Origin of the sequence: Ruegeria sp. SCP11 (assembly GCF_040329455.1) — a bacterium.
Lineage (GTDB): Bacteria > Pseudomonadota > Alphaproteobacteria > Rhodobacterales > Rhodobacteraceae > Ruegeria > Ruegeria atlantica_E.
Window position 1 is genome coordinate 39606 of sequence record NZ_JBDZYG010000004.1, and the last position, 26850, is coordinate 66455.

Consider the following 26850-nt stretch of genomic DNA (forward strand, 5'->3'; position numbering starts at 1 on the left):
GCGTATAGGTTTTTTTACGCCCGCCGTCACAATGCGGTGACTGGTTCGCGATCAGACCAGACGCGAGCTGTCCTTCGCGGCGCGAACGAAATCGCGGAACAGAGGGTGTGGATCAAACGGTTTGGATTTGAGCTCGGGGTGGTATTGCACACCGATGAACCACGGGTGGTCCGACCATTCGACGATTTCAGGCAGACGTCCATCCGGCGACATGCCCGAGAAGTTCAGGCCAGCTTTTTCCAGCTTATCCCGATACTTGATGTCCACTTCGTACCGGTGGCGGTGACGTTCCTCGATATTGGTGCCGCCATAGACTTCGGCTACTTTAGAGCCTTCGGCCAGTACAGCGTCGTATGCGCCCAGACGCATGGTGCCGCCTTTGTCATCGCCCACTTTGCGTTCGACCTTGTGGTTACCCTGCACCCACTCCTTGAGGTGGTAAACCACAGGTTCAAAACGCTTTTTCCCGGCTTCGTGGTCGAATTCCTCGGAACCTGCTTCGGCAATTCCTGCCGCATTACGGGCAGCTTCGATCACCGCCATCTGCATGCCCAGACAGATGCCCAGATAGGGCACTTTGTGTTCGCGCGCATATTGCGCGGCCTTGATCTTGCCTTCGGTGCCACGCTCACCAAAACCGCCGGGGACGAGGATCGCGTGGAAGCCTTCCAAATGGGGGGCTGCATCTTCAGTGTCGAACACCTCGGCATCGACCCACTCGACCTTGACTTTGACCCGATTGGCCATGCCGCCATGAGTCAAGGCCTCGGCGATCGACTTATAGGCGTCTTCCAACTGAGTGTATTTGCCGACGATGGCGACCTTCACTTCACCTTCGGCGTTGTGGATGCGATCACTGACGTCTTCCCACTTGGCAAGATCGGGCTTGGGCGCCGGGCTGATCTGGAACGCGTCCAAAACGGCCTGGTCCAGACCTTCTTTGTGATAGGCCAGCGGAGCGTCATAGATTGTGGACAGGTCCTGCGCCGCAATCACGCTATCGGGGCGGACGTTACAGAACAGTGCAAGTTTTTCGCGTTCCTTGGTCGGGATCGGACCTTCGGAGCGGCAGACCAGAATGTCGGGGGCCAGACCGATCGAGCGCAGTTCTTTCACCGAGTGCTGGGTCGGCTTGGTTTTCAATTCGCCGGACGCCTTGATGTACGGCAGCAGCGTCAGGTGCATAAACAGGCATTGACCGCGCGGTTTGTCCTGGCTGAACTGGCGGATGGCTTCGAAGAAGGGGAGGCCTTCAATGTCGCCAACGGTGCCGCCGATCTCACACAGCATGAAATCGACCTCATCCTCACCGATTGCGATGAAATCCTTGATCTCGTTGGTGACGTGCGGGATCACCTGAATGGTCTTGCCGAGATAATCGCCGCGACGCTCTTTTTCGAGCACGTTCGAGTAAATCCGCCCCGAGCTGACCGAGTCGGTTTTGCGGGCGGCCACACCGGTAAAACGCTCATAGTGACCCAAGTCCAGATCCGTCTCGGCCCCGTCATCGGTCACGAACACTTCCCCATGTTCAAACGGCGACATCGTGCCCGGATCGACGTTCAGGTACGGGTCCAGCTTGCGCAAACGAACCGAGTATCCCCGAGCCTGCAACAGCGCGCCCAGAGCCGCCGAAGCCAGTCCCTTGCCCAAGGACGAAACCACACCACCAGTGATGAAAATAAAACGCGCCATGTTTTTCGGCTGCTCCCGTGAGACGTCATTATCAGCTGCCCGGCGGCTCCGAAAAACCGCTGCATCACGGGACTTCACATATAAAGGATTCGCGCCAATAGCGCAAGAGAACCGCAAGATGCTGTTGCAGTTCTCCTCCGAGTTTCTAGGTTTTGTGGATCAGTCGGCCTGTGGAATCAGCGGCGCGTTGTCGCCCTGTGCCGGAGGCAGAAGGTCGTTGGCCGCCGGAACTTCCGGAGTGCTTTCTTCAGTTGGTGCCGGGGCTGGAACGCCCAAGCGATCGATCACCGAGCTGCCCGAGGACTTCTGAGCTGCCAGAATGGTCAACGTGATCGATGTGACGATGAAGCAGGCTGCCAGAATCCAGGTAACTTTACCTAATGCAGTTGCCGCCGCGCGGCCCGTCATGGCGCCACCGCCGCCACCGCCCATACCTAGGCCACCGCCTTCGGACCGTTGCATCAGAACAACGGCGATCAGGCCCAGAGCCAGAAGAAGATGGATGATGAGAACGACGTTTTCCATGGTGGTCCTGTACAGCGTGGCGTGTATCGCGTGGTACTTATGCAAGTTTGCCATCGGGGGCAAGGGATGAGTTGCCATCGCGACCGGTGATTATCCGTATCACACGAACGAGACTGGACAGGGTGCTGACAGTGAAGCAGGCTGCGACATATGCCACATGTTGATCACGACCACCCGCATGCCCTTTTGCCCCCGGAACCAGCTCTTCGCGTGAAGGCTCTGGAAACGATTCTGACGCAAAAAGGGTTGATCGACCCCGCTGCGTTGGACGAAATCATCGACACCTATCAGAACAAGATCGGTCCTCAGAACGGCGCACGGGTCGTGGCCAAGGCTTGGACGGATCCCGAGTTCAAGCAGACGCTTCTTCAGGACGCGACCGCGGTCATGGCTGACCTTGGGTATTATGGCCGCCAGGGTGAGCATATGGTGGTCGTGGAAAATACGCCCGAGCAGCACAATATGGTCGTTTGCACCTTGTGCAGCTGTTACCCGTGGCCTCTGCTCGGCATTCCGCCGGGTTGGTATAAATCAGACGCCTACCGCGCCCGCGCCGTGCGAGAGCCGCGCAAAGTTCTGACAGAGTTCGGAGTGACATTGCCACCCGATACAAGCGTGCGGGTGTGGGATTCGACGGCCGAAATCCGCTACCTCGTCCTGCCCATGCGCCCTGAAGGTACCGAAGGGATGAGTGAAGATGATCTGGCCGCCCTTGTGACGCGCGACAGTATGATCGGCACTGGTCTTCCCAAGGTGCCGTCATGACTCGTGTGCACGATATGGGTGGGCGGTTCGGTGACGGTCGGGTTACGCCCGAGGGCGAAGAGGCTCCGGTGTTTGCCGAAGATTGGCATGGGCGAGCCCTTGCTGTCACGTTGGCCGCAGGGTTTCTGGGGCAATGGAACATCGACGTCTCACGCCACGCACGGGAAAAACTTTCACCAAAGGATTACGCGCGTTTTTCCTATTACGAGAAGTGGATTTCTGGCCTTGCCGACCTGCTTGTTGAAAAAGGCGTACTGACCGCCGAGGACTTTTCTGGCCAAGGTGCGAACGATCCGCATCCACTCGCGTCACGAGTATTAAAGGCCGAAAGTGTTTCAGCTGCGCTGGCGAAAGGTGGGCCTGCTGACCGTCCATCAAACGAACCGGTATTGTTTGAGGTTGGTCAAAGCGTCCGCACGCTACATCCGGCAGCAAATCGACTGGTAGATGGCGGCCATACGCGCCTTCCGATCTACGCGGCCGGAGCAAAAGGACGGATTTTGCGGCTGCATGGCACCCATGTGCTGCCGGACTCTAATGCTCATGGTTTGGGCGAGGCGCCGGAGCCACTCTACGCAGTGGTCTTCGCCGCATCGGAACTTTGGGCTGACTCGGAACACCCGCAGGACGAGGTGGTCTTGGATCTGTGGCAAAGTTATCTGGAGCCGTTATGACCACCTGCGCCACTCACACCGCGCCTGAACCTGTGTTTGCCGAACCTTGGCACGCACACGTCTTTGCCATGACCGTGGCCTTGAACGAAGCAGGGCGATTCGACTGGCCTGATTGGGCCGCCCGCTTTTCGCAGACCTTGAAACACAATGGGCTGAACCGAGACTTGGACGGCGGCGACGACTACTTCCTTGCATGGCTTGAAACCCTAGAGCAGTTTTTGGCCGAGCAGGGCGCAGCGTTGCCGGGGGATGTCGAAAGCATCAGGCAGGCTTGGGAAGACGCTTATCTGACGACGCCTCACGGACATCCGGTACATTTGGCCGAGACCGGGTAGAGAACGCCGCTCATGTCTGAAGCAGCCTGAGCTGCGCAGCTCCCAACTGCGGCGAATTACCGGTTTCCCTGCCGCTTTGTCCTCGTTATACGAGCCGAGTTTGATAATTCAGCGCAAAAGGACCGGATATGGCCAATGTGGTTGTTGTCGGCGCCCAGTGGGGTGACGAAGGAAAAGGCAAGATCGTCGACTGGCTCAGCGAGCGGGCAGATGTGATCGCGCGTTTTCAGGGCGGGCATAACGCCGGCCATACACTGGTCATTGACGGCGAAATCTACAAACTGCATGCGCTGCCTTCGGGTGTTGTGCGCGGCGGCAAGCTGAGTGTCATCGGCAACGGTGTCGTTCTGGACCCCTGGCACCTGATCAAGGAAATCGGAACCATCCGGGCGCAGGGTGTCGATATCTCGCCCGAAACACTGATGATTGCCGAGAATACACCTCTGATCCTGCCGATCCACGGTGAACTGGATCGCGCGCGCGAGGAAGCCGCCAGCAAGGGCACCAAGATCGGAACCACCGGTCGCGGCATCGGTCCGGCTTACGAAGACAAAGTTGGTCGTCGCTCTGTCCGCGTTGCAGATCTGGCAGATGAAGCGACGCTGGAGGCCCGTGTGGACCGCGCGTTGCAGCACCATGACCCGCTGCGCAAAGGTCTGGGAATTGAGCCGGTTGATCGCGACGCGCTGATTGCGCAGCTGAAAGAGATCGCATCGGAAATCTTGCCCTTCGCCGCACCTGTCTGGAAGGTGCTGAACGAAAAGCGCAAAGCCGGTAAGCGCATCCTGTTTGAAGGGGCACAAGGCGCGCTACTGGATATTGATTTCGGAACCTACCCATTTGTGACCTCGTCCAACGTGATCGCCGGTCAGGCGGCGACTGGTGTCGGCATCGGCCCAGGGTCGATTGATTTCGTGTTGGGCATCGTCAAAGCCTATACCACCCGCGTGGGCGAAGGCCCGTTCCCAACTGAGTTGGACGACGCTGATGGCCAGCGCCTAGGTGAACGTGGACACGAATTCGGCACCACCACCGGACGCAAGCGCCGCTGTGGCTGGTTCGACGCCTGCTTGGTTCGCCAGACCTGTGCAACCAGCGGCGTGAACGGCATCTCACTGACCAAACTGGACGTTCTGGACGGGTTCGAGACGCTGAAAATTTGCGTGGGCTACGAACTGGATGGTGAGCGTCTGGATTATCTGCCCACTGCGACCGATCAGCAGGCCCGCTGCACGCCGATCTACGAAGAAATGCCCGGTTGGAGCGAATCTACGGAAGGAGCGCGCAGCTGGGCGGACCTGCCTGCAAACGCGATCAAATACGTGCGCCGCGTTGAAGAGCTGATCGAGTGCCCCGTAGCACTTCTGTCCACTAGCCCGGAGCGGGATGACACCATTCTGGTGACCGACCCGTTTGCTGACTGATGAGCAGCGAAGAGAAGCCCGGCCTCAGTTACAAAGCCCGGCGGCGCTGGTCGCTGGTGCTGCTGCTGATCGGGTTGCCGATTTATATCGTGGCGGTTGTGACGGTGGTGAACTGGCTCGACCGTCCGCCAATCTGGCTGGAACTGCTGGTCTACGTCGGGCTGGGTATTGTGTGGGCATTGCCATTCAAGTTTGTATTCAAAGGGGTTGGCAAAGAAGACCCGGATCAAAACTCGGAATAGTCGCTGGCGTTGCCGGGCTCTGATCTGCATGCCAACCTAGTCAGGAGTAGGGTTTATCCTGGCGAAGAGGCGGAGGCAGTGATGAAGAAAACGTGTTTTGGCGCGTTGCTGGTGCTGGCGTCAGCTGTTTCTGCGCAGGCCAATGACCGGGACTATACGGTGGTCCCATATCTCTAGGGTTCTGAGTTCCGAACCTCGCGTGATATCGGGCCAAACCCTCCGGTCGACGGTAATGAATCCATCTTCAACATTCTGGACGGTCTGTTCCTGATTGCCGGAGAAGCGCGCAAAGGGCGCTGGATTTTGCGTTCTAAAATTAGCCCGTCCGTTGGTTCATTGAAGGCCAGCTTAGGATAGCGCGGGCCATGGCGTGGTATTCTCCGGAAATCTCTTCGGCAATGCTGAGCGGGGTGGGCCAAGGCGCGGTCAAAGTTGCCTCGACCTGGCCGGTAAGCAAACTTAGTTCAGCGTCATGCTTGGCCGCGAGGCGCCGCATTTTCTGGTTGGTCGCAAGGCAGAGCATGTGAACTTCTCGAATGCCGCGATTGCGGGCCGCAGTGATGATCCGAGACAGCAGGGCATCTCCGATACCGCGGTCTTGCCATTCGGTTTCGACGGTAAATGCGGCCTCGGCCACATGGGCTCTGTTGTCTGGCAAAATGCGCAGTTCACCCACACCGCGCAGGCAGGAATCCGGAAAGGCCCCAAACACCAGCGCCGCATTGTCGAATATACCAGAAAGATAGCTTTGAATGCATGCGGTACTGATCGAAGCTCCGAACCGAGATGTCAGAGCTTCGCTGTCCAGGCTGTTGAAGTGACTTATTATTTTTGGTTTGTCGTAAATTCTGAGACGTCGAATTGGAAGTTCATACATGGCGCGACCCTTGTTTGAACAGCTCTTGTAAAGGTGTCATCTTGCGTCGTGTTGTACCACGTTTCTGCGTTGCAGCACAGCTTTGCGCCGTGCAAATGCGCTTAAATGGCGAAATTCAATTCGTCTTTGCAAGAAAAATGGGCCAGAGAAACCTCTGGCCCATCGTGTATTGATTGACGTGGCTGTTAACCTGCAGCTCGCTCGTCGTCAGGGCGGAAGCCGATTTGGGTCGAGGCTGAGAAACGTCCTCCACCTGCCTTTTCAATCTTTCCGTCCCGCAAAAGCTGACCAAATGAACGCAGGCTTTCCTCTCGATTGAAATCGTCCTGCTTGAGCGAGCGAATCTTGTTCATCAACTGAGGCCGCGAGAACTGTTCTTGGCCCTCGATGAAAGAAAGATACGCAGCGGCGGCCTCCAACAAGTCCGACAGGGATTGCGCACCTTGTTCTTCGGCGAACTGGGCAAAGCCACCTTCCTCAGGCGTTTCGTCATCGGACTCGCTCGTAACTCGGCGTGGAGAGATCGGTCCCGCGTCAGCGTCTTGATTGTCGATACGTTGTTCTGCCACTAGTTTAAGCGGCGCGGAGGCCTCGCTTCTGGGGCGCGCAGTGGTAACTTCTACTTCAGGGCGGCGGGGGCTGACAACCGAGGACAGATCACCGCGATAGCCATGCTCATCACCGTCTTTCTTCACGGTCCCCTTGTCACTGCGTTCGGCTTCGGTCGCAGCAACGGCAGCACGCAGATGTGTGTACGCTTCGCGTTGGTTGCTGGTGTTCGGGTCATTCAAATGCTCGCCAGCTTTATCCATTAGGCGTGAAACATCTTGATCCATTTCAAGATTTTCAGTGTCCGCCTGGGCTGCACGGCTTGCCAGAATGGATTCCACGCTGGAAATCTCGTCCAGCAGGTTAATCTCGTCATCCTCGGTCAGGACGCCTTCTTCGGTCTCGGTATCGATTTCATCGTCAGCGGCGTCGCTGAGGATGTTGGCCACTTCTTCCTCTTCTTCGAGATCAGTGAACCAAGTGTCCGGCAGGGCATTGTCTTCCTCGAACTGATCTTCGGGTTCCGCTTCTGTTTCCAGAGCTTCTGGTTCGCTTTCAAATTCTGAAAGTTCTACCTCTTCGGTTTCAGCGATAAACTCCGCCTCGGGCTCTGCTGCTTCCTCAGCTTCGGCGGGTGTTTCAACATGTGCGTTGGGCTCCGCGGTGTCATTCAAATCCGCAGGATCCAACGAGCCGGCGGCAAAAGCTGCAGCGACCGCATCGGAAGGAGTGGCACTTTTCATCAGGGCCGTGTCTTCGTCTTCTGTATAAATGACCGAGTTTTCCTCGGAATGAGAGACAACAGCCCGGATGCGTTGCAGCTTGGCCGCTATGCTGTCAGCAGCAGGCGCCGGGGCATCTTCGACGGTTTCAGCCTCTGGAAAAAACGGTTGCGTGGGGGGCGAGGGGGGAGGTGTATTGATGGTGTTCAGGTCCGATGCGCTGGCGGCGGGTTGTGATGGCGCTGCGGCATTTTCAGTGGCGCGGATCAGCAATCCAGCCTCGTTCTGGCTGGCCTCAACTCTGCGCGAAGCGTCCCGCTGAGCGATCCGTGTTAGCATTTCTGTATCGGGTTGCGGAGGCTCAGAACCAAAGTAGCGATCATCGGCAGCGAGGTCCCGAAAGTACTCGGCAATCGCTTTCATCGTCTCAAAGGAGTCGTCAAATCCTTCTAAAGTGCATGAGAAGGTTCCGTAAGAAACGGTCAATACCTTGTTATTCTGTACCATCAGACGCACGTCCTCTACAAACTACGAGAGCCACTCAACACTGCGACAGACACACCTGTGGCTCGGAACTCTCTGCATCAACTTACCATTTTGTGGTCTCAATGTGACCAAAACCGGGAAAAAATGATCAATCCTCAAAAAAGTACAGCAATTGTGCGATCTGAGAGACCAATTGCGTTGGTCGGCGGCGGTCAGGTCGGGCCTGACGATCTAAAGCTGGTGCTGATTCGCGTCAATTTGGTTGTGGCCGCAGATGGTGGAGCGGTGCCACTAATGGACATGGGGCATATGCCGGATGCGGTGATAGGAGATTTTGATTCGCTGGGCAGCAGCTATCGCGATCAAATCCCGGAAGAGCGATTGTTCCCGATCCGCGAACAAGACAGCACGGACTTCGACAAGGCGCTGCGCAGCGTAGAGGCCCCCTTGGTGCTGGGGGTTGGTTTTTTGGGGGGGAGGTTGGATCACCAGCTGGCGGTGCTCAATACACTGGTGCGGTTGCGAGATCGTCCCTGCCTGCTGCTGGGAGAGCGAGAGGTCGTGTTCCTCGCGCCCCCCAGAATCACGCTTAGCCTGACGCCCGGTGATGTAGTCTCATTGTTTCCATTCGAGCGAGTGACCGGCAAAAGTCGAGGGTTGGAGTGGCCGATCGATAACCTGGTACTAGAATCGAATGGACGCGTCGGGACCTCCAATCGCGCATTGGCAGACGTAGAGTTGTCGGTGGATGGGCCGGGCCTATTGGTGATGGTGCCGCGCGCGGCGTTGGAGCAGGTTATGCAGGCGTTTCTGTCGGAGAAGACCGGGCGCTGGCCCGCTCATGCAGAATGACATAAAGGCCCGCAGCAATGGTGATCGCAATCCCGATAGCTGCAATTCCGTTGGGAAGATCATGAAAGATGAGCCAACCGAATAGGGTGGCCATCGGAATTTCCAGATACTGCATCGGCGCCAGCGTTGCCGAGGGTGCGAAGCGCAGCGACCATGTCATCAACAGATGCGCCACGGTGCCCAGCAACCCGATGGCCACCAGCAATAGGTAAATGTCCGGGTGCGGTATGATCAGCGTCACGGCCCAGGTGCCACCGATTGATCCAGCCAACAGGACTGGTATCAAAAAGATGGTGGCCATCAGGCCCGAAACGGCTTGCAAGGCGATTGGGTCGGTCTCCTTGGCGATCTGGCGGGTCACCAGCATGAACAGAGAAAAAAGCAGCGCTACTACAAGTGGCAACAGGGCCGCAGCGCCCACCTGTACAAAGCTGGGCTGGATGACCAGCAATGTACCGACAAAGCCAACGGCGCAGGCAATCAGGCGGCGCGGGCCGACGGTTTCTCCCAAGACGTATTTGCCCAGAATCAACATGATGAACGGCATTACAAAGATGATGGCGATCGCATCGGCCAGCGGCAGGAAAAGCAGTGAACTGAACATGGCCGAGAGTGCGAGGATATGCAGAACCGTGCGAATGAAGGTAAGCCGTAGAATGCGGCCACGCATGCGCAGTGTTCGGCCTGTCAGCAGGGCCAGCGGGATCAGCACCAGCGCCTGAACGGCAAAGCGGACAAAGACAAGCATGCCAATTGGAGTGGTTTCGCTCAACAGCTTCGCCACCGCGTCGCCCATCGGCGCGATGATACAAAAGCCGAGCATAAGGGCGATGCCAAAGACCGGGCGATCCTGTGTCATACCCGCGACGCTACGGGGATTGTTGCCCGATGAAAAGCATTTAGGGCAGGGGTTGGACCTTGGTATAATCCGGCCCATTGCAGGTGGGCAGATCGTCACCCAACTTTATCCAGTCAAGCTTTTCCTCATGTGCTACGTGCAGGGTAGGTACCAATTGGTTCGGGTCCTCCAAAGTCGCTACGTACAGATGCAGAACGTCCGACATGGATTGCGATCGAAACGAGATCGGCGTTCCACAGTCAGGGCAAAAGCTACGCTCAACTCCGGGGGACGAGTTGAAGGTTTTCGGAAGCTTCCCGGTCCAGCGCCACTGACCGTCACGCACTCCGAAATAAGTTGTCATCGGCGCGGCGCATTGCCGTCTGCAGCTATCGCAGTGGCAGGTGACGCAGGATAGGGCAGGAGGGTTAACTTCGTAACGGACTTTGCCGCACAGACAATGTCCACGCATGGTCTCCCTCCTGTTGTGGCGTCAGCAGTTGGGTATGTTTACCGCCAACCCGCCCAAAGACGTTTCCTTGTATTTCTCGTGCATATCGTGACCGGTCTGACGCATGGTTTCGATTACGGAATCCAGCGGTACAAAGTGTTTCCCGTCACCTCGCAAAGCCAGCGATGCCGCTGAAACGGCTTTGATCGCCGCCAGTCCATTTCGTTCGATGCACGGCACTTGCACCAGCCCGGCAACCGGGTCACAGGTCATGCCCAGATGGTGTTCAAGCGCGATCTCAGCGGCGTTTTCCACCTGTTCGGGTGTGCCGCCCATGACGGCGCACAGACCTGCTGCTGCCATTGCGGATGCACTTCCGACCTCGGCCTGACAACCTGCTTCAGCCCCTGAGATCGAAGCGTTATATTTCACCAGACCGCCAATAGCGGCGGCTGTCAGCAAGAAATCCTCGACGTGGCTTTCCGAAGAACCAGGCACGTGGTCGAGGTAATAACGCAGCACAGCCGGCATCGTGCCTGCAGCGCCATTGGTCGGCGCAGTGACCACCTGCCCACCGGCGGCGTTTTCCTCGTTTACCGCCATGGCATAAACGCTCATCCAGTCGTTGATGGTGTGTGGTGCGTTTAGGTTCATTCCACGCTCGGCCAGCAGTGCTTCGTGAATGCCCTTGGCGCGGCGGCGTACATTCAGACCTCCGGGCAGGATGCCATCAGTCTTCAGGCCACGTTCGATACAGTTGTTCATGACCTCCCACAGGCGCGCTGTTCCCTTGGCGAAACTGTTGGCGCAACCGCGCGCGATTTCGTTCTCGCGCTTCATCTGAGCGATGGTCTTGCCGCTGTCTCTGGCCATCTCCAGCATCTCGGCGGCCGAATGGAACGGGTAGGGGACGGGCGGACCGTCATTAGTGTCTTTGCCCTCGGCCAGTTCCTCTTCGGTGAGGACAAAGCCGCCGCCAACCGAGTAGTAAACCTGCCGCAGGATAACATCGCCTTGTGCGTCAGTGGCCATCAGGATCATGCCGTTAGCGTGGCCCGGCAGATTGTTTTCGTAGTCAAAGATCAGGTCGGTCTTTGGGTCGAACTGAAGCGTCGGCAGGCCTTCGGGCGACACGGTATGCGTGGCAGTGATTTCGGCCAGCGCGGCTTCGGCTTTGTCGTTGTCGTATGTATCGGGCACGAACCCAGCCAGCCCGAGGATCGTGGCCCGGTCGGTCGCGTGGCCGACACCAGTAAAGGCCAATGATCCGTGTAGCGATCCGCGTAGTCCGGCGAATTCGAACGGCGACGCGCGCATCATGTCAAGGAACCGCGCGGCTGCAACCATTGGCCCCATTGTGTGAGACGATGACGGGCCGATGCCCACTTTGAACATATCGAAGACAGATAGAAACATATCAGGTAGCTGAGCCTTCTTCAGGTGTAGCGTAACTCGGAGACGTGAACGGCGAAACCCCCAAGCCCTCGGCGAAGATGGCGGCTTGGGTCGCGGGCCGGGATTCCAGCCGGGTCAGGATCATTTGTAGATGGGGCGTGTCCGCCAGTTGGAACCAACTGCGGTCAGACTTGGCAGGATACAGGGCCATCCAGCGCATCTGGCAGGCCAAATAATAGGTCAAAACAGACGGCTGATCAGCGTTCAGCCAGACCGGCACCTGCTGCGCTTCGGCGTCCAACACGCGCAGGTGTTGGCGCAGACGCGGGCGGATGCCGGTGCGCAGGGCTTCGGCCTGCCTGGGGTCTATGTATTTCTCGGCATAGAACAGAATGCGCAGATCGGCGTGCAACGTATTCGACGCAAAGAATAGCCATTTCAGAAATGCCGCCCGATCCGGGCTGTCTGGGGCAGGCGCCAATTTCTCATGCGTGTCTGCCAACCACAGCAGAATGGCCGCCGTTTCAAAGATCGGTCCCTGTGGAGTTTCCAACACCGGGATCAAACCGTTCGGGTTCAGCGCCCTGTAAGCCGCACTATCCTGTTCGTTCCGGCGACGATCCACCAGAACGGTTTCATAAGGGAGGCCCATCTCTTCCAGCGCCAATCTGATCACCAGAGAGGCGTTGTCGGGGGCATAGTGCAAGCGATAGGGCGCAGTCATGTCTTGAATGTATATTGGGGCGTTGGGGGCGAAAGTCTTGATTGCGACGTTTCCAATTGGAAACGCGTATTTTAGTCACATGTTTGCGATGTAGGGGGCTGAATTGGCACTCGCAGTTGGTGGGTGCATTTCGTATAAGTCCCACAGCAATACAGGGAAACGCTGCCATGACCCGAGATCTGTCGCCCATCGAAAAGGCCAAATTTGCTGCCGCGCGCCGTGCGGCGGACATGGTTCAAGATGGAATGCGCGTTGGTTTGGGGACTGGATCAACTGCGGCCTGGATGGTGCGCCGTATCGGCGAACGGGTTCGGAACGAGGGGCTGCGGGTCAAGGGGGTGCCAACTTCGACCCGCACCGCGCAACTGGCCCGCGAAGTCGGGATCGAGGTCGTTTCGCTGGATCAGGCCGGTTGGCTGGACCTGACCATCGACGGCGCGGATGAGTTCGACGGAGAGCTGAACCTGATCAAGGGCGGCGGCGGTGCGCATCTACAGGAAAAGATCGTCGCCACAGCCAGCGACCAGATGGTCGTCATCGCGGATGCCGGGAAAGAAGTTGAAACGCTGGGGGCGTTCCCGCTGCCGGTCGAAGTGATCCCCTTTGGCTGGCAAACCACGCGCACCCTGATCGAAGAAGCGCTAGACACAATGGATGTCCTGGGCACCTCGACGATGCTGCGGATGAATGGCGAAGCGCCATTTGTGACGGATGAGGGGAACCACATCCTTGACCTGCATCTGCAGCGCATCGGCAATGCGCGGCAACTGGCTCTGGTGCTCAATCAGGTGCCGGGTGTAGTCGAAAATGGACTGTTTATCGACATCTGTGACACAGTCGTAATCGGTCATGGTGATGGCCGGGTTGAACTGCGAGATCTCAATGATGGCACCACCGAACTGGACCAATTGGTCGAGGGCGGTGACAACCTGTTCTCGGATCTGGCGGATTAAGGAGCGTTCCGGGTGCCAAGCGCCGAATGTCAAATAAACGTAAACCGGAAATCGTGGACCAAACGCCCGCTTTCAGTATCGGCCTACTCTTTGACCCAGAATGAATTGCAACTTTGGAAGTAAACCATATCTGAGGGTTGCTGAATTTCACCCCAATCAGAACAATGACGGGAAATACTATGAGCTTTGACTATGATCTGTTCGTCATCGGAGGCGGCTCGGGCGGCGTTCGCGCGGCGCGCGTGGCTGCTGGTGAGAACGGTGCCAAGGTGGCGCTGGCCGAAGAGGACCGTTATGGCGGCACCTGCGTCATTCGTGGCTGTGTGCCGAAAAAGCTAATGGTCTTTGCCAGCGAGTTCTCGGGCATGGTCGGTGATGCGCAGGCTTACGGATGGGACATTCAGCCGGGTGCTTTGAACTGGAACACGTTCCACGGAAAGTTGGTGGCGGAATTGGACCGATTGGAAGGAATCTATCGCAACATCCTGAAGAATAACGGTGTCGAAGGCTTCGACCAGCGTGCGCATGTCGTTGATGCACATACGGTTGAGCTGGCCGATGGTACGCGTAAGACGGCCAAACATATTCTGATCGCCACGGGTGGCCGCCCGGTTGTGCCCGAGTTTCCGGGTTCGGAACTGGCGATTACCTCGAACGAGATCTTTCACTTAGAGGAACTGCCCGAAAGTATTCTGATCGTTGGTGGCGGCTATATCGCCAGCGAATTTGCTGGAATTATGAACGGGATGGGTGTGAAGACCACCCAGTTCTATCGCGGTGCGCAAATCCTGCGCGGTTTCGACGAAGAGGCGCGCGGGCTGATCAGCGAAGAGATGTGCCAGAACGGCATTGATCTGCATTTGGGCACCAATGTGCTTGAGATGAAAAAGCAGGGTGAAAAGATCTGGGTCAAGGCAACCAACGGGTCTGAACAGCTGTTTGACGTGGTCATGTATGCCACCGGACGCGCGCCGAACGCCGACAATTTGGGGCTCGAGGCCGTCGGTGTCGAACGTGGCCGCAAGGGTGAGATCATCGTGGACGAATACAGCCAGACTGGTGTGCCTTCGATCTACGCGATCGGGGATGTGACCGACCGCGTGAACCTGACCCCTGTTGCGATCCGCGAAGGCATGGCCTTTGTCGAGACCGTCTTCAAAGGCAACCCGACCCCGGTCGATCACGAACTGATTCCGACTGCGATCTTCACTCAGCCGGAGTTTGGTACCGTGGGCCTCAGTGAAGAAGACGCTGCGGCACAGGAACCGATTGAAGTTTACGCAACCTCGTTCAAACCGATGCAGAAGTCGTTTGCCGGCGGCACGCAGCGCGTGTTGATGAAGCTGATCGTGTCGCAGGCGACTCGCAAGGTGTTGGGCTGCCACATCGTTGCGCCGGGGGCGGGTGAGATGATCCAACTGGCCGGAATTGCCGTAAAGATGGGCGCGACCAAGGAAGATTTCGACCGTACCGTCGCCGTTCATCCGGTCATGGCCGAGGAACTGGTTACAATGCGGCAACCTGTGCGCACTGCTTGATTTGCAACCGCGCGCACACAAGTTACAAGGGAACCCGTGATCACACGGTCCAACACGAAGGAATAGATACATATGGCGGGCAACAGCGGTGGCCCCTGGGGGGGCGGAGGCTCCTCAGGTGGTGGAGGAAATAGGGGTAACAACGGGGACGGGCGCAAGCCCCCCGAAGGCGACAGCCCGCAGATTCCCGAGATCGACGAGCTGATGAAGAAAGGACAGGAACAGCTGCGCGTCCTGATGGGCGGACGCGGCGGTTCTGGTCGCGGCGGTGGACAAGGTGCTGGTGGGGGTGGTCCCATCTTTACCAAAGGTACCGTATTGATCGGTGTTGTCGTTGCCGCCGTTCTTTGGGGCGCGGCCAGCTTTTATACTGTAAAGCCCGAAGAACAGTCGGTTGAGCTGTTCCTGGGTGAGTTCTCAGCCGTTGGCAATCCGGGTCTGAACTTCGCCCCGTGGCCTTTCGTGACCGCTGAGGTCATCCCGGTTACCCGCGAACAGACCGAGGATATGGGCGGCACGCGTGGTAGTGACGACGGCTTGATGCTGACTGGTGACGAAAACGTGGTCGATATCGATTATCAGGTCGTTTGGAACATCAACGACCCGGCCAAGTTTCTGTTCAACCTGCGTGATCCACGCCAGACAATCCGTGCTGTGTCGGAATCAGCGATGCGTGAAATCATCGCGCAAAGCGAACTGGCACCGATCCTGAACCGAGATCGCGGAATTATCGCGGATCGTCTTCAGGAATTGATCCAGTCCACAATGGATAGCTACGATTCCGGAATCAACATCGTACGCGTGAACTTTGACAAGGCCGACCCACCGCAGGACGTGATTGCCGCGTTCCGCGACGTTCAGGCCGCCGCGCAGGAGCGTGACCGTCTGCAAAACGTGGCCGACGCCTATGCCAACCGTGTGTTGGCGGAAGCGCGTGGTGAAGCCGCGCAGGTTCTGGAAGAAGCCGAAGCCTATCGCGCTCAGCAGATCAACAGCGCCCAGGGTGAGGCCAGCCGTTTCAGTGCAGTTCTCGAAGAATACAGCAAAGCGCCGGACGTGACCCGCAAGCGTCTCTATCTTGAACGGATGGAGCAGGTTCTGGGTGATGTGGACAAGATCATTCTGGACGAGAATTCTACTGGCCAAGGGCAGGGCGTCGTGCCTTATCTGCCGCTGAACGAGCTGCGCCGCAATCAGGCCGAGGAGAGCAACTGATGCGTAAATCACCCATTCTTCTCATTGTCGTTGTGATTCTAGGCGTTGTCGGTCTGTCCTCAATCTTCATCGTGGACGAGCGTGAGCGCGCGTTGGTTCTACAATTTGGCCGCGTTGTTGCGGTAAAGGAAGAACCCGGTCTGGCGTTCAAGATTCCGATCATTCAGGAAGTCGTTCGCTATGACGACCGTATCCTTTCGATCGACGTTCAGCCGCTTGAGGTGACTCCGCTGGATGATCGTCGTCTGGTGGTTGATGCATTCGCGCGTTACCGGATTTCCGATCTGAACAGATTCCGCCAAGCCGTTGGTGTTGGCGGCATTCCGGTGGCCGAGGATCGTCTGGACCGCATCCTGCGCGCTGAAACGCGTGAAGTGCTGGGTTCGGTTTCGTCCCGCGATATCCTGAGTTCCGACCGTGCGGCGCTGATGCTGCGTATCCGCAACAGCGCGATTGCCGAAGCACAGGCGCTGGGCGTCAACGTGATCGACGTACGTTTGAAGGCGACCGACCTCCCGCAGGCCAACCTCGAAGCCACGTTCGACCGGATGAAAGCCGAACGGGAGCGTGAAGCGACGGACGAACGCGCCCGTGGTAACGAGGCCGCGCAGCGCGTCCGCGCACAGGCCGACCGGACTGTGGTTGAACTGGTCTCGGATGCCAACCGTGAAGCCGAGATCATTCGCGGTGAGGCGGACGCCGAGCGCAACGCGATCTTTGCTGAAGCCTATGGCGCGGACCCTGAGTTCTTTGAATTCTACCGCTCGCTGAGCGCATACGAGAACGCACTTCAGGGTAGCAACAGTTCGTTGATCCTGAGCCCGGATTCGGAGTTCTTCAACTATCTCGCCTCGCCAACCGGACGGCAGGCACCAGCTGCGGCCCCTCAGTAATGGGCTTGATCCTTCTGGCCCTAGGGCTGGTATTGATTGTCGAGGGGCTGGCCTATGCGCTGGCCCCTTCGCTTATTGAGCGTATGCTCGAGGCGTTGCGATCCCTTCCTGAACAGGCGCGGCGGCTGGCCGGTCTGCTGTGTGTGGTCAGCGGTCTGGTGCTGCTTTGGGGCGCATATCAGCTCGGGTTTTAGAGCGATGATTTCAATTGCCAGTGAATTCCCCGCGATCCCGAGTTGCGGGCTTGAACAAACTGACTACATTGGTTGCTAAGAAAGGTCGCTGAGGGGCGACCGCACGATAGATGTCGACAAGGAGTTCCCAAGTGCAGGCACAAGCACGCAGTATTTCTGTCCCGCGGGATGATGGTCTTGGTTTCATGCGGCTGATGTGGATGGCCTTTGCGGGAATGCTCCTTGTACTGGCTCAGACCGTCGCCGTGCAGGCGCGGGGTGAAAGTCTGGCGCCGCTGGCCGAAAAGATCAGCCCGGCAGTGGTTAACATTACTACATCGACCCTTATCGAAGGGCAGACCGGCCCACAGGGGATCGTGCCTGAGGGTTCTCCGTTCGAAGACTTCTTTCGCGAGTTCCAAGATCGCAACGGTGAAGATGGCGACCGCCCGCGTCGCAGCAGTGCTCTGGGGTCCGGTTTCGTGATTTCTGAGGACGGTTATATCGTCACCAACAATCACGTCATCGCGGAAGCGGATGAAATTCTTGTGGAATTTTTCCCTGGCGATGGGCAGCCCAAGAAGGAACTTCCTGCCAAGGTGATTGGCACCGATGAGAAAACAGATATTGCGTTGCTCAAGGTCGAGGCTTCGGGTCCGCTGCAATACGTGAAATTCGGTGACAGCGACATTGCCCGTGTGGGCGATTGGGTGATCGCCATGGGCAACCCGCTGGGGCAGGGGTTCTCGGTCTCGGCAGGTATTGTTTCGGCCCGGAATCGGGCGCTGAGCGGGTCCTACGACGATTACATCCAGACTGACGCGGCGATCAATCGGGGGAACTCGGGCGGGCCGCTGTTCAACATGAATGGTGAGGTGATCGGTGTTAACACCGCGATCCTGTCACCCAATGGCGGTTCGATCGGGATCGGGTTCTCGATGGCCTCAAATGTTGTGGTCAAGGTTGTCGATCAATTGCGCGAGTTCGGGGAAACACGCCGTGGTTGGCTGGGCGTTCGCATTCAAGATGTGACCGAAGATATGGCTGAGGCGATGGGTCTGGACAAGCCGGGCGGTGCGCTGATCAGTGACGTTCCGGAAGGCCCTGCCAAGGATGCGGGGCTGCTGGCCGGGGACGTGATCTTAAGCTTTGACGGCGTCGAGGTCGAAGATACACGCGGTCTGGTGCGCCAAGTGGGTGAGACTACGGTTGGCAAATCGGTCCGGGTCGTGGTGCACCGGGATGGCGGCACCCAGACTGTACTGGTGACTTTGGGGCGTCGTGAGGATGCAGAGCGTGCCGAAGACGGTGAAGAGGATACACCTGAAGCGCCCACTGAAGAAAACGCAGATATTCTGGGTCTGACGATTTCGCCTTTGACTGACACGTTGCGATCGGACCTTGGTCTGGATGCGGACGCCGAAGGTTTGGTTGTGACTGAAGTCGACGAAGCGTCCGAGGCTTTCTCAAAAGGTCTGCGTGCCGGTGACCTGATTACGGAGGCTGGACAGCAAAAGGTCAGTTCGATTGAAGACCTTGAGGCGCGGATGGAAGAAGCGCGAGAAGCGGGACGCAAGTCGCTGTTGCTGCTGGTACGTCGTGGTGGCGAACCCCGCTTTGTGGCGTTGAGCCTGGACGAATAACTCACTACCGGAACAAATCAAAAGGCCGGGGAACCCGCTCCGGCCTTTTTTTTGTGCTGCGAGGAAGTGAGCCACACGCCGGGGAGGCGCGTGGCTCTGATACAGGGAGAGGTCAGTGGACAGATATCGGGGATGATTCTCTGACCTCCTACGGTAACAGTCTTGAAGATAGTCTTAACGTGATCCGTGGTCTGTGAAGCAGGTCACAGGGATTAGATAAGGTCCGAGTCGGCCAGCGCCTTGAGGGCCTCGAAATCTTGAATCATTATCCCACCGCGGGAGGCCTCGACAACGTTGTCGCGCTTCCACGTAGAGATGGTCTTGGACACCGCTTCGCGCGTGGCCCCAACAAATTCGGCCAGTTCGCTTTGCGACAGGGTGATCCGGTTAGAGGGGTCGTCCTGTAGCCCGGACAGGTGCAACAGCTTGCGCGCCAGCCGGATCGGCATCGGCAGGAACACCTGCTCGTTCAACTGCGATCCCATCCACCGCATGCGCAATCCTGCCAACCGGATCAGGTCAACGGCCAGTTCGGGATGCTCGCGGATCTGCTCCATTACGTCGCCTTGCCGCACGCGCAATACGCGGGACGGCTCGGCTGCAGCGATGGTGGCGGTGCGGGGGCCGCTGTCAAACAGGGCGATTTCGCCAAAGACTTCTCCGGGCCGCATAAGTGTCAAAGACAGTTTGCGGCCGCTCATGGCCAGAAAGGACACCTCAAGCGTGCCTTCAAGGATGGCAAACAGAGCATCGCCTTCGTCGCCTTGTTCAAACAGAACCTCCCCGCGCTCCAAAGAAATCTCGGTCGCCTGAGCGGAAAGCATAGCCTTCAATCCGTCGGACGCTTCGGACAGAAAGCCGCTGTCTGGGAAAGCCGTCATGGATTTCGGGTTCTCCGGCTGTGAGTGGTGGGTGGTGACACAACTTTCCACAGCTTTGGCGTTTAGCCAAGGTTTTTGTCTGACTTCTAGCGCAATCTGGCCGGGAAAAGGTGCAAAACCTCCTAAACTCAGGGAATAGGTTTGAAATCTGGATATTCTTACTGACTGTCTGGATCGTCCATGTAGCTCTGCAGCAAGCTGAATTGCAGCATCAGAAACGCCATCAAGGCTATGGGGAACGCAAAGGTTTCGATTTTGACCCAAAGGTCGGTCGACATCGTCCGCCAGACGAATTCATTGGCAATAGCCAGAACCGCGAAGCATCCACACAGGCGGCGGGTCAGGATCATCCAACCCTCGTGGCGCATGGGCAGCATCTCATCCAGAATATAGGCGAGGTAGGATTTACCTTGCAGCAGGCCGATGCCCAGCATGATCGAGAAAAAGCCGTAGACCAGTGTGGTCTTCATTTTGAAAAACCGCTCATCATTGAACCAAGCGGTCAAGCCGCCGAAGAAGATCACCATGATTGCGGTGAAAATTTGTATCCGGCTAAGCTTGCCCGTCAGATACCAGAGGATGCCCATTGCGGCCAGCATCAAGGGTACGAAGAGGATGGTGGCAACGATAAAGCCGGAATACTCGATGCCGCCGATCTGAAAGCTATCGTCGCGCAGGCGCAGGTAGATGAAGAAAAAGGCCAGTGGGGGGCCAAGCTCCAGCACCTGTTTCAGAAATGGATTGATTTCTTTTTTGCCTGTCATCGGTTCTTCCTGCTGCTTACCCGCCCATTTCAACTATTACGGCGCCCAATGCAATCAATGCCATCAACGCAATCCGCCGCGGCCCTACGGTTTCCTTCAACACCAACCATCCAATGAGGGCTGCAAAGACGGTTGAGGTTTCCCGCAGAACTGCGGCTTCGCCAACTTTATCGAGCCTTGTGGCCAGCATGATCGCTCCGAAAGACATGGGGGCGATTATGCCGCCGGCAAGGCCGCGCAGCATCAAAGGTCCGATGGCTGGGCGGTTGATCATGGCCCGCCATCTGAGAAAGGCGTAGAAGGGCATGGCGGCACCGTCGATCATGAAGAACCAGGCCAGAAAGGTGAACGGATCGGCGGTGGCGCGGATGCCATAGGCGTCGTAGGTGGTGTAGAGAGCTACGAATAGGCCGGTCGCAACGGCCAGTACCAGCGCAATGCCCAGAGTTTCACGGTTGGTCTCGAGAAACCGAAAGTTATAGGCGGCTAATCCAAAGATACCGGCCAGCAGGACGGCCACGCCGAACCATTGGGTGCCGGTAAAGATCTCTCCGAACAGCAGATAGGCTCCGATGACGGTGAACAGCGGACCGGTGCCGCGGACAACCGGGTAGACGACGGTGTAAGAGCCCTTGGTATACGCCATCGCTTGCAGGACCTTGTAGGCGACGTGGATCAACCAGACGGTGGCAAAGATCGGCCACATATAGGGTTCAGGCCAGGGCACCACAAAAAACGCAAACGGGGCGGCCATCAGGCAATAGCTGGCGTCGATGGCCCCGCGCGACAGCCACGGGTCGTGGCGCCCCTTCTGAAGAGCTCCGAAGACCGCGTGCAGGAAGGCGGCCATCAGGGCGAGCCCGAGGGCTAGTTGATGGCCTGCATCCGTGCCTTCGAGTGAGATCAGCCAGTCGCTCAAGTATCAGGTCTTTTTGCTGAGGGGAGAGGCCGGGGGCTGCTGCCGCCAGGTCCCTGAGAATAAATGGGGCCAGATGAAATGCGGATTAGGTTTCGAGGCCGGTCAAGGCGGCGGCGAATTCTTCGGGGTCGAAGGGGGCGAGGTCGTCGATTTGCTCTCCGACACCGATGGCGTGGATCGGCAGGCCAAACTTGTCGGCCAGCGCAACCAGAACACCGCCTTTGGCTGTGCCGTCGAGCTTGGTCATCACCAAGCCCGAGACGTCGGCTAGGTTGCGGAAGGTCTCCACCTGGCTCAGCGCGTTTTGGCCAGTGGTAGCGTCCAGCACCAGCAGGGTGTTATGCGGCGCGGTGTCGTCTTTCTTGCGTATGACACGAACGATTTTTGCCAGTTCCTCCATTAGGTCAGCGCGGTTTTGCAGTCGGCCTGCGGTGTCGATCATCAGAAGGTCTGCGCCGTCTTCCTGTGCTTTGGTCAGGGCGTCGAAGGCGAGGCTGGCGGGGTCAGACCCTTCGGGAGCGGTCAGAACCGGGACGTCTGCGCGTTCGCCCCAGACTTGCAGCTGCTCGACGGCGGCGGCGCGAAAGGTGTCTCCGGCGGCAATGACGACTTTTTTGCCAGCCGCTTTGAACTGGCTGGCCAGCTTGCCGATCGTGGTGGTCTTACCAGATCCGTTCACACCCACGACCAACACGACTTGTGGGCGCTTGGGGTAGATCGGCAAGGGTTTGGCGACTGGTTCCATAACACGGGCGACTTCCTGCGCCAGTAGCTGTTTGATTTCCTGCGTCGATAGTTTGCGGCCATAACGCCCCTCGGCCATGTTGGCAGTCACGCGCAGGGCGGTGTCGACGCCCATGTCAGACGCGATCAGAAGCTCTTCGAGCTGTTCCAGCATGTCGTCATCCAGCGTGCGGCGGACGGCGGATTTGGTTTCATTGCGACCGAACAAGCGGCCCAGCATCCCTTTGGAAGGCTTATCCTCGGGAGGTGGGGGCGCAGGTGTCGGATCACTAGGCGCGGGCTCAGGCACTTCGACCGGTTGGGGGGCTGGAGTGGGCTCTGGCACTTCCGGGACCGGCTGCGGGACCTCCGGCACAGGTTCGGGCTGCGGCTCAGGCTCCGGGATGATCGGGTCCGGGGCGCTTGTTTCCTCTCCGCCATCTTCAACGATGGCCTCAAGCCCCTGTTCGAGGCGGGACGAGGATTTGAACAGCTTGTCCTTGAGCTTTGAGAAAAACGCCATTTTTGGTCTCCGCAGGTGTTCCCTTCACCTAATGCGGATTTGCGGCAGTTGCAAAGGGTCAGAGAAAGGCGAACAGCAAACCGACCTGTGCGCCCCAATAGAGTGGCCAGACCATATAAGGTGTTATCCTCAGGGCTGGGTGGTCTGGGGGCAGCAGGAATTTCTCGGTTGCTAGAATCAGGTCAGACGCAATGAAGGCCAGAGCAGCGGGCAGAGCCCACCGCAGCGCTCCGGTTTCGGGTACGGCGAGAACGGTCACGCCCATGCCGAGGATGATCGGAATGTAGCCCAGCACCGGACCTTTTAGGTCCCCAGCCCGCGGTGCCAACAGGGTTGCAGCGACGAGACCAAGAATGATGAGGGACCAAAAGTAACCAGGTTTGTCAAAAATCAACGTGAGGTCGCTGCTGGGATGGGACAGGAACAGGGCGATATACGCGATATGCCCGGCGGCGAACGCGCCGATTCCGGCCATAAACGTTTCGTCGGTTTCGAACGACAACAGCGCATCACCAATCGCACAAAGGGCAAGCGCAACCACCAGAAGAAGCGGGGCTGAAGCTAGCAAAGCGGTCGCGGCCAGCAAAGCAACTGCCGCAGTTTTTAGCAATGACCTCATCGTGCTGGCTGAGCACGGTGACAGGGGCAGGTAGGCCAAAGCACAGGCGGCGGCAGGCCAGATTAGAGCAGTTGTCATGGATACCTCCCGGTTTTCAGTAACTTGTGCCGGGTGGCCGCTTTTTCTCAACCGGTGACGTTGAGGCAGGTGGTTCTGCGGAAATGGTGCTTGGTACTGAGTGATCACGTCTGGCAGAATGTTGCCATGCTCAGATGTTTAGCGATTCTTATGGTTTTGCCTGCTGTTTCAGCATCGGCGCAATCTACGTTGTCTGCGGCTGACTTCGATGAATATACGCGAGGCAAAACGCTGTTCTACGGCTTTCAGGGGCAGGTCTATGGGGTCGAGAAGTACTTGCCAAATCGCCGCGTCATCTGGTCCTTTCTGGATGGCGATTGCAAGGAAGGTGTCTGGTACGAACAGGATGGGCAGATCTGTTTCATCTACGAAGATCGACTGGACCCGCAATGCTGGGTTTTCACTCGGTCAGGGAGTGGCCTGATCGCACAATTCGAGGGTGATCCGGCCCAGACGGAACTCTACGAAGCCGAAGATATTGACGAAGAGATGGTGTGCTACGGGCCGGATATCGGCGTCTAAGGCCCTCTCAGAATAATGAGCCCTGATCTGGCGCGTCCTTTTGGGGGGCTTTCTTAGGGGCTGACCGCGCAGCAGTGGCTTGACCAGTAGTCAGGATACCGTCAGCAAACTCGATCTGCAGCGCGCTGTGTTTTGCGGCCTGTTCTTTCGTTGTCACAACCTGATCGTCGGCACGTACAACGGCGTAACCCCGCTGCAACGTGGCCTTGTAGCTGAGCGTTTCGCGCAGGCGGTCCGTTGAGCTAAGTTGTTGCCGCATCCGGTCCAGCCGTGTTGCTTGCGCGGCGTTCATTCGCTCTGCCAGCCGGGTGACGGTCTGGCGCTGCACTTCGATCTCTCGCTGAATCGGGCGCAGCGAAAGGCGCGAGGACAGGTTCCGCACGGCTTCCTGACGGCTTGTAACGAGGTTGCGCAGGGTCGAAGGGCGCAGGTGGGCAGACAGCTTCACCACTTGTAGATGACGGTTTTGGACGCCGCGTTCCAGCGCCGGGGTCAAGCGATCTGCAATTAAATCAAGTCGTTGTCGCGGGGTGTTCAACAAACTCTCTGGGCGTGGCAAAGCGCGGGACAGATCTCGCAGACGTTGTGATCGTCGTTGAACTGCATCGGTTGCGGCGCGGGACAAGCGCGCGCCTTGCTCACCGGTCCAGGCCAGCAGTTCCATTCGCACGGGCACGGCCAGTTCGGCGGCGGCGGTCGGGGTGGGTGCGCGGCGGTCGGACACATAGTCGATCAGCGTCGTGTCGGTTTCGTGCCCAACGGCTGAAATCAGCGGAATGTCCGAGGCCGCGGCAGCGCGGGCTACGATCTCTTCGTTGAAGCTCCAGAGGTCTTCGATGGACCCGCCCCCGCGCGCAACGATGATCAGGTCGGGGCGAGGCAGGGAACCGCCGGGTGACAACTGATTGAAGCCTTTGATCGCGTTCGCGACCTCGGGGGCACAGTTTGCCCCTTGAACGGCAACAGGCCAGATCAGAACCTTGCGCGGAAAGCGGTCTCGCAGGCGATGCAGGATGTCACGGATCACAGCACCCGAAGGAGAGGTTACGACGCCGATGATCTGCGGCAAGTAGGGCAGAGGCTTTTTGCGTTCAGGTGCGAACAGCCCTTCGGCTTCAAGTTGCTTCTTGCGCTTTTCCAACAGCGCCATCAGCGCGCCTTGCCCGGCGACAGCGACCTCATCGACGTTCAGATTATACTTCGACTGCGCTCCAAAGGCGGTCAGGCGGCCGGTAACGACAACCTCTAACCCTTCTTCCGGCACAACGGACAGGCCAGAGATCTGACCCTTCCACGTTGTGCAGGCCAGCACGTTCCGGTCATCCTTGATGTCGTAATACAGATGCCCAGAGCGCGCCTTGAACACCCGTCCAACCTCGCCCCGCACACGGATTCGTCCAAACGTTCCTTCAAGAGTGCGTTTCACCTCGCCCGAGATATCGGAAACAGTGTATTCAGGGGTGTTTTGACCGGGAATGGGGTCATCAAGCAGGTCGGACATTTCAGCGCCTTGTGTCAAATGCCCGGCCAGCTTAGAACGCCCCGCAAGCGAGGCCAAGCAGATCGGAGTGCATTCATGAATATCCTCATTCTCGGCAGTGGTGGGCGGGAACACAGCCTGGCCTGGGCAGTGATGCAGAACCCCAAATGTGACCGTTTGATTGTCGCTCCGGGCAATGCCGGCATCGCTCAGATAGCGGAATGTGCGTCTTTTGACATCGAGAATGGCGGCGCGGTGGTCAGCTTTGCAGAGGAATATGCGATCGATTTCGTGATTGTCGGCCCCGAGGCCCCGCTGGCCGCGGGCGTGGCAGATCGTTTGCGTGAGGCAGGCGTTCTGGTCTTTGGCCCATCGGCCGAGGCTGCGCGGCTGGAAGCTTCAAAAAGCTTTACCAAGGAAATCTGTGATGCGTCCGGAGCACCGACGGCGGCTTATGCACGTTTTACCGAAGCGGAGCCTGCGAAGGCGTATATCCGCGAACAGGGCGCGCCTATTGTGGTCAAGGCCGATGGTTTGGCTGCCGGCAAGGGTGTGATCGTTGCGATGGATGAAAAGACCGCGCTGGATGCAATTGATGACATGTTCGGCGGTGCTTTTGGTGGAGCAGGGGCCGAGGTTGTCATCGAGGAGTTCATGGACGGGGAAGAGGCGTCCCTGTTCGTGCTATGCGATGGCGAGGATATCCTCTCTGTCGGCACTGCGCAGGACCACAAACGGGTTGGCGAAGGTGATACCGGGTTGAATACCGGCGGGATGGGTGCCTATTCACCCGCGCCGGTTTTGAGTGATGAGGTTGAGGCCCGGGCAATGGATAAGATCGTGCGTCCGACCATTGCCGAGATGAAGCGTCGGGGTACACCGTTTCAGGGGGTTCTCTACGCCGGTCTGATGATCAAGGACGGGCAGCCGAGGCTGGTTGAATACAACGTCCGGTTCGGCGACCCCGAATGTCAGGTGCTGATGATGCGGCTTGGTGCGCAGGCGTTGGACCTGATGCATGCTGCCGCCGAAGGTCGACTGGGCGAGGCACAGGTGAATTGGGCCGATGATCACGCGATGACCGTGGTGATGGCGGCGAAGGGGTATCCGGGCGCTTATGAGAAGGGAAGCGTCATCAACGGGTTGGAGGCTCTGACGGAAGATAGCAGCAACATGGTGTTTCATGCGGGAACCAAGGCCGTTGAGGGGCAGGTGCAGGCTGCCGGCGGGCGGGTGCTAAACGTCACGGCCCGCGGTGGCACGCTGCAAGAGGCACGGAACCGGGCGTATGCGGCAGTGGATGGAATTGATTGGCCGGACGGCTTCTTCCGCCGCGACATCGGTTGGCGGGCGCTATGAGCGATAGGGCTCC

28 protein-coding genes are annotated in these 26850 nt (G+C 58.1%); 14 read left to right on the top strand and 14 right to left on the bottom strand.

The window, feature by feature from the left end; translation table 11 throughout:
* Nucleotides 1-51: 51 nt before the first annotated feature.
* Nucleotides 52-1695, bottom strand: coding sequence for a CTP synthase (locus ABLN94_RS07385; protein ID WP_170486896.1), 1644 nt, complete (start codon nucleotides 1693-1695; stop codon nucleotides 52-54).
* Between the two features lie 159 nt (nucleotides 1696-1854).
* Nucleotides 1855-2220, bottom strand: coding sequence for a preprotein translocase subunit SecG (gene secG / locus ABLN94_RS07390; RefSeq protein ID WP_170487687.1), 366 nt, complete (start codon nucleotides 2218-2220; stop codon nucleotides 1855-1857).
* Nucleotides 2221-2370: 150 nt separating this feature from the next.
* Between secG and nthA the strand changes: the two genes are divergently transcribed.
* The 5 genes from nthA (at nucleotide 2371) to ABLN94_RS07415 (ending at nucleotide 5660) form a co-directional block, all read left to right on the top strand.
* Nucleotides 2371-2985 (top strand): nitrile hydratase subunit alpha, encoded by a 615-nt coding sequence (nthA, locus tag ABLN94_RS07395; protein ID WP_352991057.1) that lies wholly within the window; start codon nucleotides 2371-2373, stop codon nucleotides 2983-2985.
* Nucleotides 2982-3659, top strand: a complete 678-nt coding sequence (gene nthB, locus ABLN94_RS07400; protein ID WP_352991059.1) for a nitrile hydratase subunit beta — start codon at nucleotides 2982-2984, stop codon at nucleotides 3657-3659. The genes nthA and nthB overlap by 4 nt, the downstream gene beginning before the upstream one ends.
* Nucleotides 3656-3994, top strand: coding sequence for a nitrile hydratase accessory protein (locus tag ABLN94_RS07405; protein ID WP_352991062.1), 339 nt, complete (start codon nucleotides 3656-3658; stop codon nucleotides 3992-3994). The genes nthB and ABLN94_RS07405 overlap by 4 nt, the downstream gene beginning before the upstream one ends.
* A 128-nt stretch (nucleotides 3995-4122) precedes the next feature.
* On the top strand, nucleotides 4123-5418 hold the full coding sequence (locus tag ABLN94_RS07410; protein WP_352991065.1) for an adenylosuccinate synthase: 1296 nt from the start codon (nucleotides 4123-4125) through the stop codon (nucleotides 5416-5418).
* Nucleotides 5418-5660, top strand: a complete 243-nt coding sequence (locus ABLN94_RS07415; protein WP_170486906.1) for a DUF2842 domain-containing protein — start codon at nucleotides 5418-5420, stop codon at nucleotides 5658-5660. Before ABLN94_RS07410 ends, ABLN94_RS07415 begins: the two co-directional genes overlap by 1 nt.
* A gap of 316 nt (nucleotides 5661-5976) precedes the next feature.
* Here ABLN94_RS07415 and ABLN94_RS07420 read toward each other — a convergent pair whose 3' ends face one another.
* Together ABLN94_RS07420 and ABLN94_RS07425 are read right to left on the bottom strand one after the other, a co-directional pair.
* Nucleotides 5977-6537, bottom strand: a complete 561-nt coding sequence (locus ABLN94_RS07420; protein WP_352991068.1) for a GNAT family N-acetyltransferase — start codon at nucleotides 6535-6537, stop codon at nucleotides 5977-5979.
* A gap of 185 nt (nucleotides 6538-6722) precedes the next feature.
* On the bottom strand, nucleotides 6723-8315 hold the full coding sequence (locus tag ABLN94_RS07425; RefSeq protein ID WP_352991070.1) for a hypothetical protein: 1593 nt from the start codon (nucleotides 8313-8315) through the stop codon (nucleotides 6723-6725).
* Between the two features lie 123 nt (nucleotides 8316-8438).
* On the opposite strand from ABLN94_RS07425, the gene ABLN94_RS07430 reads away from it, so the two are divergent.
* Entirely contained in the window at nucleotides 8439-9146 is a 708-nt protein-coding gene (locus ABLN94_RS07430; protein WP_352991072.1) for a thiamine diphosphokinase, read from the top strand.
* Here the strand turns inward: ABLN94_RS07430 and ABLN94_RS07435 are convergent.
* The 4 genes from ABLN94_RS07435 to ABLN94_RS07450 are packed head-to-tail and all read right to left on the bottom strand — an operon-like array spanning nucleotide 9091 to nucleotide 12554.
* Nucleotides 9091-10005 (bottom strand): DMT family transporter, encoded by a 915-nt coding sequence (locus ABLN94_RS07435; protein ID WP_352991075.1) that lies wholly within the window; start codon nucleotides 10003-10005, stop codon nucleotides 9091-9093. The two genes, ABLN94_RS07430 and ABLN94_RS07435, sit on opposite strands and share 56 nt — an antisense overlap.
* A gap of 40 nt (nucleotides 10006-10045) precedes the next feature.
* Nucleotides 10046-10456 carry a GFA family protein gene (locus ABLN94_RS07440; protein WP_352991077.1) on the bottom strand — a complete coding sequence of 137 codons (411 nt, stop codon included), beginning with the start codon at nucleotides 10454-10456 and terminating at the stop codon, nucleotides 10046-10048.
* Between the two features lie 21 nt (nucleotides 10457-10477).
* Nucleotides 10478-11851, bottom strand: coding sequence for an L-serine ammonia-lyase (locus tag ABLN94_RS07445; protein WP_352991079.1), 1374 nt, complete (start codon nucleotides 11849-11851; stop codon nucleotides 10478-10480).
* A 1-nt stretch (nucleotide 11852) separates the two neighbouring features.
* Nucleotides 11853-12554, bottom strand: coding sequence for a glutathione S-transferase family protein (locus ABLN94_RS07450; protein ID WP_352991081.1), 702 nt, complete (start codon nucleotides 12552-12554; stop codon nucleotides 11853-11855).
* Between the two features lie 167 nt (nucleotides 12555-12721).
* On the opposite strand from ABLN94_RS07450, the gene rpiA reads away from it, so the two are divergent.
* The 6 genes from rpiA (at nucleotide 12722) to ABLN94_RS07480 (ending at nucleotide 18969) form a co-directional block, all read left to right on the top strand.
* Nucleotides 12722-13507, top strand: coding sequence for a ribose-5-phosphate isomerase RpiA (gene rpiA / locus ABLN94_RS07455; RefSeq protein ID WP_352991084.1), 786 nt, complete (start codon nucleotides 12722-12724; stop codon nucleotides 13505-13507).
* A gap of 179 nt (nucleotides 13508-13686) precedes the next feature.
* Nucleotides 13687-15045 (top strand): glutathione-disulfide reductase, encoded by a 1359-nt coding sequence (gene gor, locus ABLN94_RS07460; protein ID WP_352991087.1) that lies wholly within the window; start codon nucleotides 13687-13689, stop codon nucleotides 15043-15045.
* A 72-nt stretch (nucleotides 15046-15117) separates the two neighbouring features.
* Nucleotides 15118-16260, top strand: a complete 1143-nt coding sequence (gene hflK / locus ABLN94_RS07465; RefSeq protein ID WP_170486926.1) for an FtsH protease activity modulator HflK — start codon at nucleotides 15118-15120, stop codon at nucleotides 16258-16260.
* Nucleotides 16260-17153: a protease modulator HflC gene (hflC, locus tag ABLN94_RS07470; RefSeq protein WP_352991089.1), complete on the top strand. Its 894-nt coding sequence runs from the start codon at nucleotides 16260-16262 to the stop codon at nucleotides 17151-17153. The genes hflK and hflC overlap by 1 nt, the downstream gene beginning before the upstream one ends.
* The gene (locus ABLN94_RS07475; RefSeq protein ID WP_352991091.1) at nucleotides 17153-17347 is read left to right on the top strand and encodes a DUF2065 domain-containing protein; all 195 of its coding nucleotides are present in this window, start codon (nucleotides 17153-17155) and stop codon (nucleotides 17345-17347) included. Before hflC ends, ABLN94_RS07475 begins: the two co-directional genes overlap by 1 nt.
* Nucleotides 17348-17532: 185 nt before the next feature.
* Entirely contained in the window at nucleotides 17533-18969 is a 1437-nt protein-coding gene (locus ABLN94_RS07480) for a DegQ family serine endoprotease (protein WP_352991663.1), read from the top strand.
* 212 nt (nucleotides 18970-19181) lie between these two features.
* On the opposite strand, the gene ABLN94_RS07485 is transcribed toward ABLN94_RS07480, so the two are convergent.
* The 5 genes from ABLN94_RS07485 to ABLN94_RS07505 form a co-directional block, all read right to left on the bottom strand.
* Nucleotides 19182-19850, bottom strand: coding sequence for a Crp/Fnr family transcriptional regulator (locus ABLN94_RS07485; RefSeq protein ID WP_170486935.1), 669 nt, complete (start codon nucleotides 19848-19850; stop codon nucleotides 19182-19184).
* Nucleotides 19851-20008: 158 nt separating this feature from the next.
* A complete protein-coding gene (locus ABLN94_RS07490; protein WP_352991094.1) occupies nucleotides 20009-20614 on the bottom strand; it encodes an inner membrane-spanning protein YciB in 606 nt (201 codons plus the stop codon).
* A gap of 16 nt (nucleotides 20615-20630) precedes the next feature.
* On the bottom strand, nucleotides 20631-21533 hold the full coding sequence (locus ABLN94_RS07495) for an EamA family transporter (protein WP_352991096.1): 903 nt from the start codon (nucleotides 21531-21533) through the stop codon (nucleotides 20631-20633).
* An 85-nt stretch (nucleotides 21534-21618) separates the two neighbouring features.
* Entirely contained in the window at nucleotides 21619-22779 is a 1161-nt protein-coding gene (ftsY, locus tag ABLN94_RS07500; protein WP_352991099.1) for a signal recognition particle-docking protein FtsY, read from the bottom strand.
* Between the two features lie 58 nt (nucleotides 22780-22837).
* Complete coding sequence (locus ABLN94_RS07505) at nucleotides 22838-23476, bottom strand: lysoplasmalogenase (RefSeq protein WP_352991102.1); 639 nt, start codon at nucleotides 23474-23476, stop codon at nucleotides 22838-22840.
* A 126-nt stretch (nucleotides 23477-23602) separates the two neighbouring features.
* Here ABLN94_RS07505 and ABLN94_RS07510 point away from each other — a divergent pair, with 126 nt between their 5' ends.
* The gene (locus ABLN94_RS07510) at nucleotides 23603-23998 is read left to right on the top strand and encodes a hypothetical protein (RefSeq protein ID WP_352991105.1); all 396 of its coding nucleotides are present in this window, start codon (nucleotides 23603-23605) and stop codon (nucleotides 23996-23998) included.
* 7 nt (nucleotides 23999-24005) lie between these two features.
* On the opposite strand, the gene xseA is transcribed toward ABLN94_RS07510, so the two are convergent.
* Nucleotides 24006-25499, bottom strand: coding sequence for an exodeoxyribonuclease VII large subunit (gene xseA / locus ABLN94_RS07515; RefSeq protein ID WP_352991108.1), 1494 nt, complete (start codon nucleotides 25497-25499; stop codon nucleotides 24006-24008).
* 75 nt (nucleotides 25500-25574) lie between these two features.
* On the opposite strand from xseA, the gene purD reads away from it, so the two are divergent.
* On the top strand, nucleotides 25575-26837 hold the full coding sequence (purD, locus tag ABLN94_RS07520) for a phosphoribosylamine--glycine ligase (RefSeq protein ID WP_352991111.1): 1263 nt from the start codon (nucleotides 25575-25577) through the stop codon (nucleotides 26835-26837).
* The last annotated feature ends 13 nt before the right edge of the window (nucleotides 26838-26850 follow it).

What these genes read in the sequence shown, in the direction of transcription:
- ABLN94_RS07385 (WP_170486896.1), bottom strand. Translation starts at nt 1,695, where the DNA reads ATGGCGCGTTTTATTTTCATCACTGGTGGTGTGGTTTCGTCCTTGGGC.
- secG (WP_170487687.1), bottom strand. Translation starts at nt 2,220, where the DNA reads ATGGAAAACGTCGTTCTCATCATCCATCTTCTTCTGGCTCTGGGCCTG.
- nthA (WP_352991057.1), top strand. Translation starts at nt 2,371, where the DNA reads ATGCCACATGTTGATCACGACCACCCGCATGCCCTTTTGCCCCCGGAA.
- nthB (WP_352991059.1), top strand. Translation starts at nt 2,982, where the DNA reads ATGACTCGTGTGCACGATATGGGTGGGCGGTTCGGTGACGGTCGGGTT.
- ABLN94_RS07405 (WP_352991062.1), top strand. Translation starts at nt 3,656, where the DNA reads ATGACCACCTGCGCCACTCACACCGCGCCTGAACCTGTGTTTGCCGAA.
- ABLN94_RS07410 (WP_352991065.1), top strand. Translation starts at nt 4,123, where the DNA reads ATGGCCAATGTGGTTGTTGTCGGCGCCCAGTGGGGTGACGAAGGAAAA.
- ABLN94_RS07415 (WP_170486906.1), top strand. Translation starts at nt 5,418, where the DNA reads ATGAGCAGCGAAGAGAAGCCCGGCCTCAGTTACAAAGCCCGGCGGCGC.
- ABLN94_RS07420 (WP_352991068.1), bottom strand. Translation starts at nt 6,537, where the DNA reads ATGTATGAACTTCCAATTCGACGTCTCAGAATTTACGACAAACCAAAA.
- ABLN94_RS07425 (WP_352991070.1), bottom strand. Translation starts at nt 8,315, where the DNA reads ATGGTACAGAATAACAAGGTATTGACCGTTTCTTACGGAACCTTCTCA.
- ABLN94_RS07430 (WP_352991072.1), top strand. Translation starts at nt 8,439, where the DNA reads ATGATCAATCCTCAAAAAAGTACAGCAATTGTGCGATCTGAGAGACCA.
- ABLN94_RS07435 (WP_352991075.1), bottom strand. Translation starts at nt 10,005, where the DNA reads ATGACACAGGATCGCCCGGTCTTTGGCATCGCCCTTATGCTCGGCTTT.
- ABLN94_RS07440 (WP_352991077.1), bottom strand. Translation starts at nt 10,456, where the DNA reads ATGCGTGGACATTGTCTGTGCGGCAAAGTCCGTTACGAAGTTAACCCT.
- ABLN94_RS07445 (WP_352991079.1), bottom strand. Translation starts at nt 11,851, where the DNA reads ATGTTTCTATCTGTCTTCGATATGTTCAAAGTGGGCATCGGCCCGTCA.
- ABLN94_RS07450 (WP_352991081.1), bottom strand. Translation starts at nt 12,554, where the DNA reads ATGACTGCGCCCTATCGCTTGCACTATGCCCCCGACAACGCCTCTCTG.
- rpiA (WP_352991084.1), top strand. Translation starts at nt 12,722, where the DNA reads ATGACCCGAGATCTGTCGCCCATCGAAAAGGCCAAATTTGCTGCCGCG.
- gor (WP_352991087.1), top strand. Translation starts at nt 13,687, where the DNA reads ATGAGCTTTGACTATGATCTGTTCGTCATCGGAGGCGGCTCGGGCGGC.
- hflK (WP_170486926.1), top strand. Translation starts at nt 15,118, where the DNA reads ATGGCGGGCAACAGCGGTGGCCCCTGGGGGGGCGGAGGCTCCTCAGGT.
- hflC (WP_352991089.1), top strand. Translation starts at nt 16,260, where the DNA reads ATGCGTAAATCACCCATTCTTCTCATTGTCGTTGTGATTCTAGGCGTT.
- ABLN94_RS07475 (WP_352991091.1), top strand. Translation starts at nt 17,153, where the DNA reads ATGGGCTTGATCCTTCTGGCCCTAGGGCTGGTATTGATTGTCGAGGGG.
- ABLN94_RS07480 (WP_352991663.1), top strand. Translation starts at nt 17,533, where the DNA reads ATGCGGCTGATGTGGATGGCCTTTGCGGGAATGCTCCTTGTACTGGCT.
- ABLN94_RS07485 (WP_170486935.1), bottom strand. Translation starts at nt 19,850, where the DNA reads ATGACGGCTTTCCCAGACAGCGGCTTTCTGTCCGAAGCGTCCGACGGA.
- ABLN94_RS07490 (WP_352991094.1), bottom strand. Translation starts at nt 20,614, where the DNA reads ATGACAGGCAAAAAAGAAATCAATCCATTTCTGAAACAGGTGCTGGAG.
- ftsY (WP_352991099.1), bottom strand. Translation starts at nt 22,779, where the DNA reads ATGGCGTTTTTCTCAAAGCTCAAGGACAAGCTGTTCAAATCCTCGTCC.
- ABLN94_RS07505 (WP_352991102.1), bottom strand. Translation starts at nt 23,476, where the DNA reads ATGACAACTGCTCTAATCTGGCCTGCCGCCGCCTGTGCTTTGGCCTAC.
- ABLN94_RS07510 (WP_352991105.1), top strand. Translation starts at nt 23,603, where the DNA reads ATGCTCAGATGTTTAGCGATTCTTATGGTTTTGCCTGCTGTTTCAGCA.
- xseA (WP_352991108.1), bottom strand. Translation starts at nt 25,499, where the DNA reads ATGTCCGACCTGCTTGATGACCCCATTCCCGGTCAAAACACCCCTGAA.
- purD (WP_352991111.1), top strand. Translation starts at nt 25,575, where the DNA reads ATGAATATCCTCATTCTCGGCAGTGGTGGGCGGGAACACAGCCTGGCC.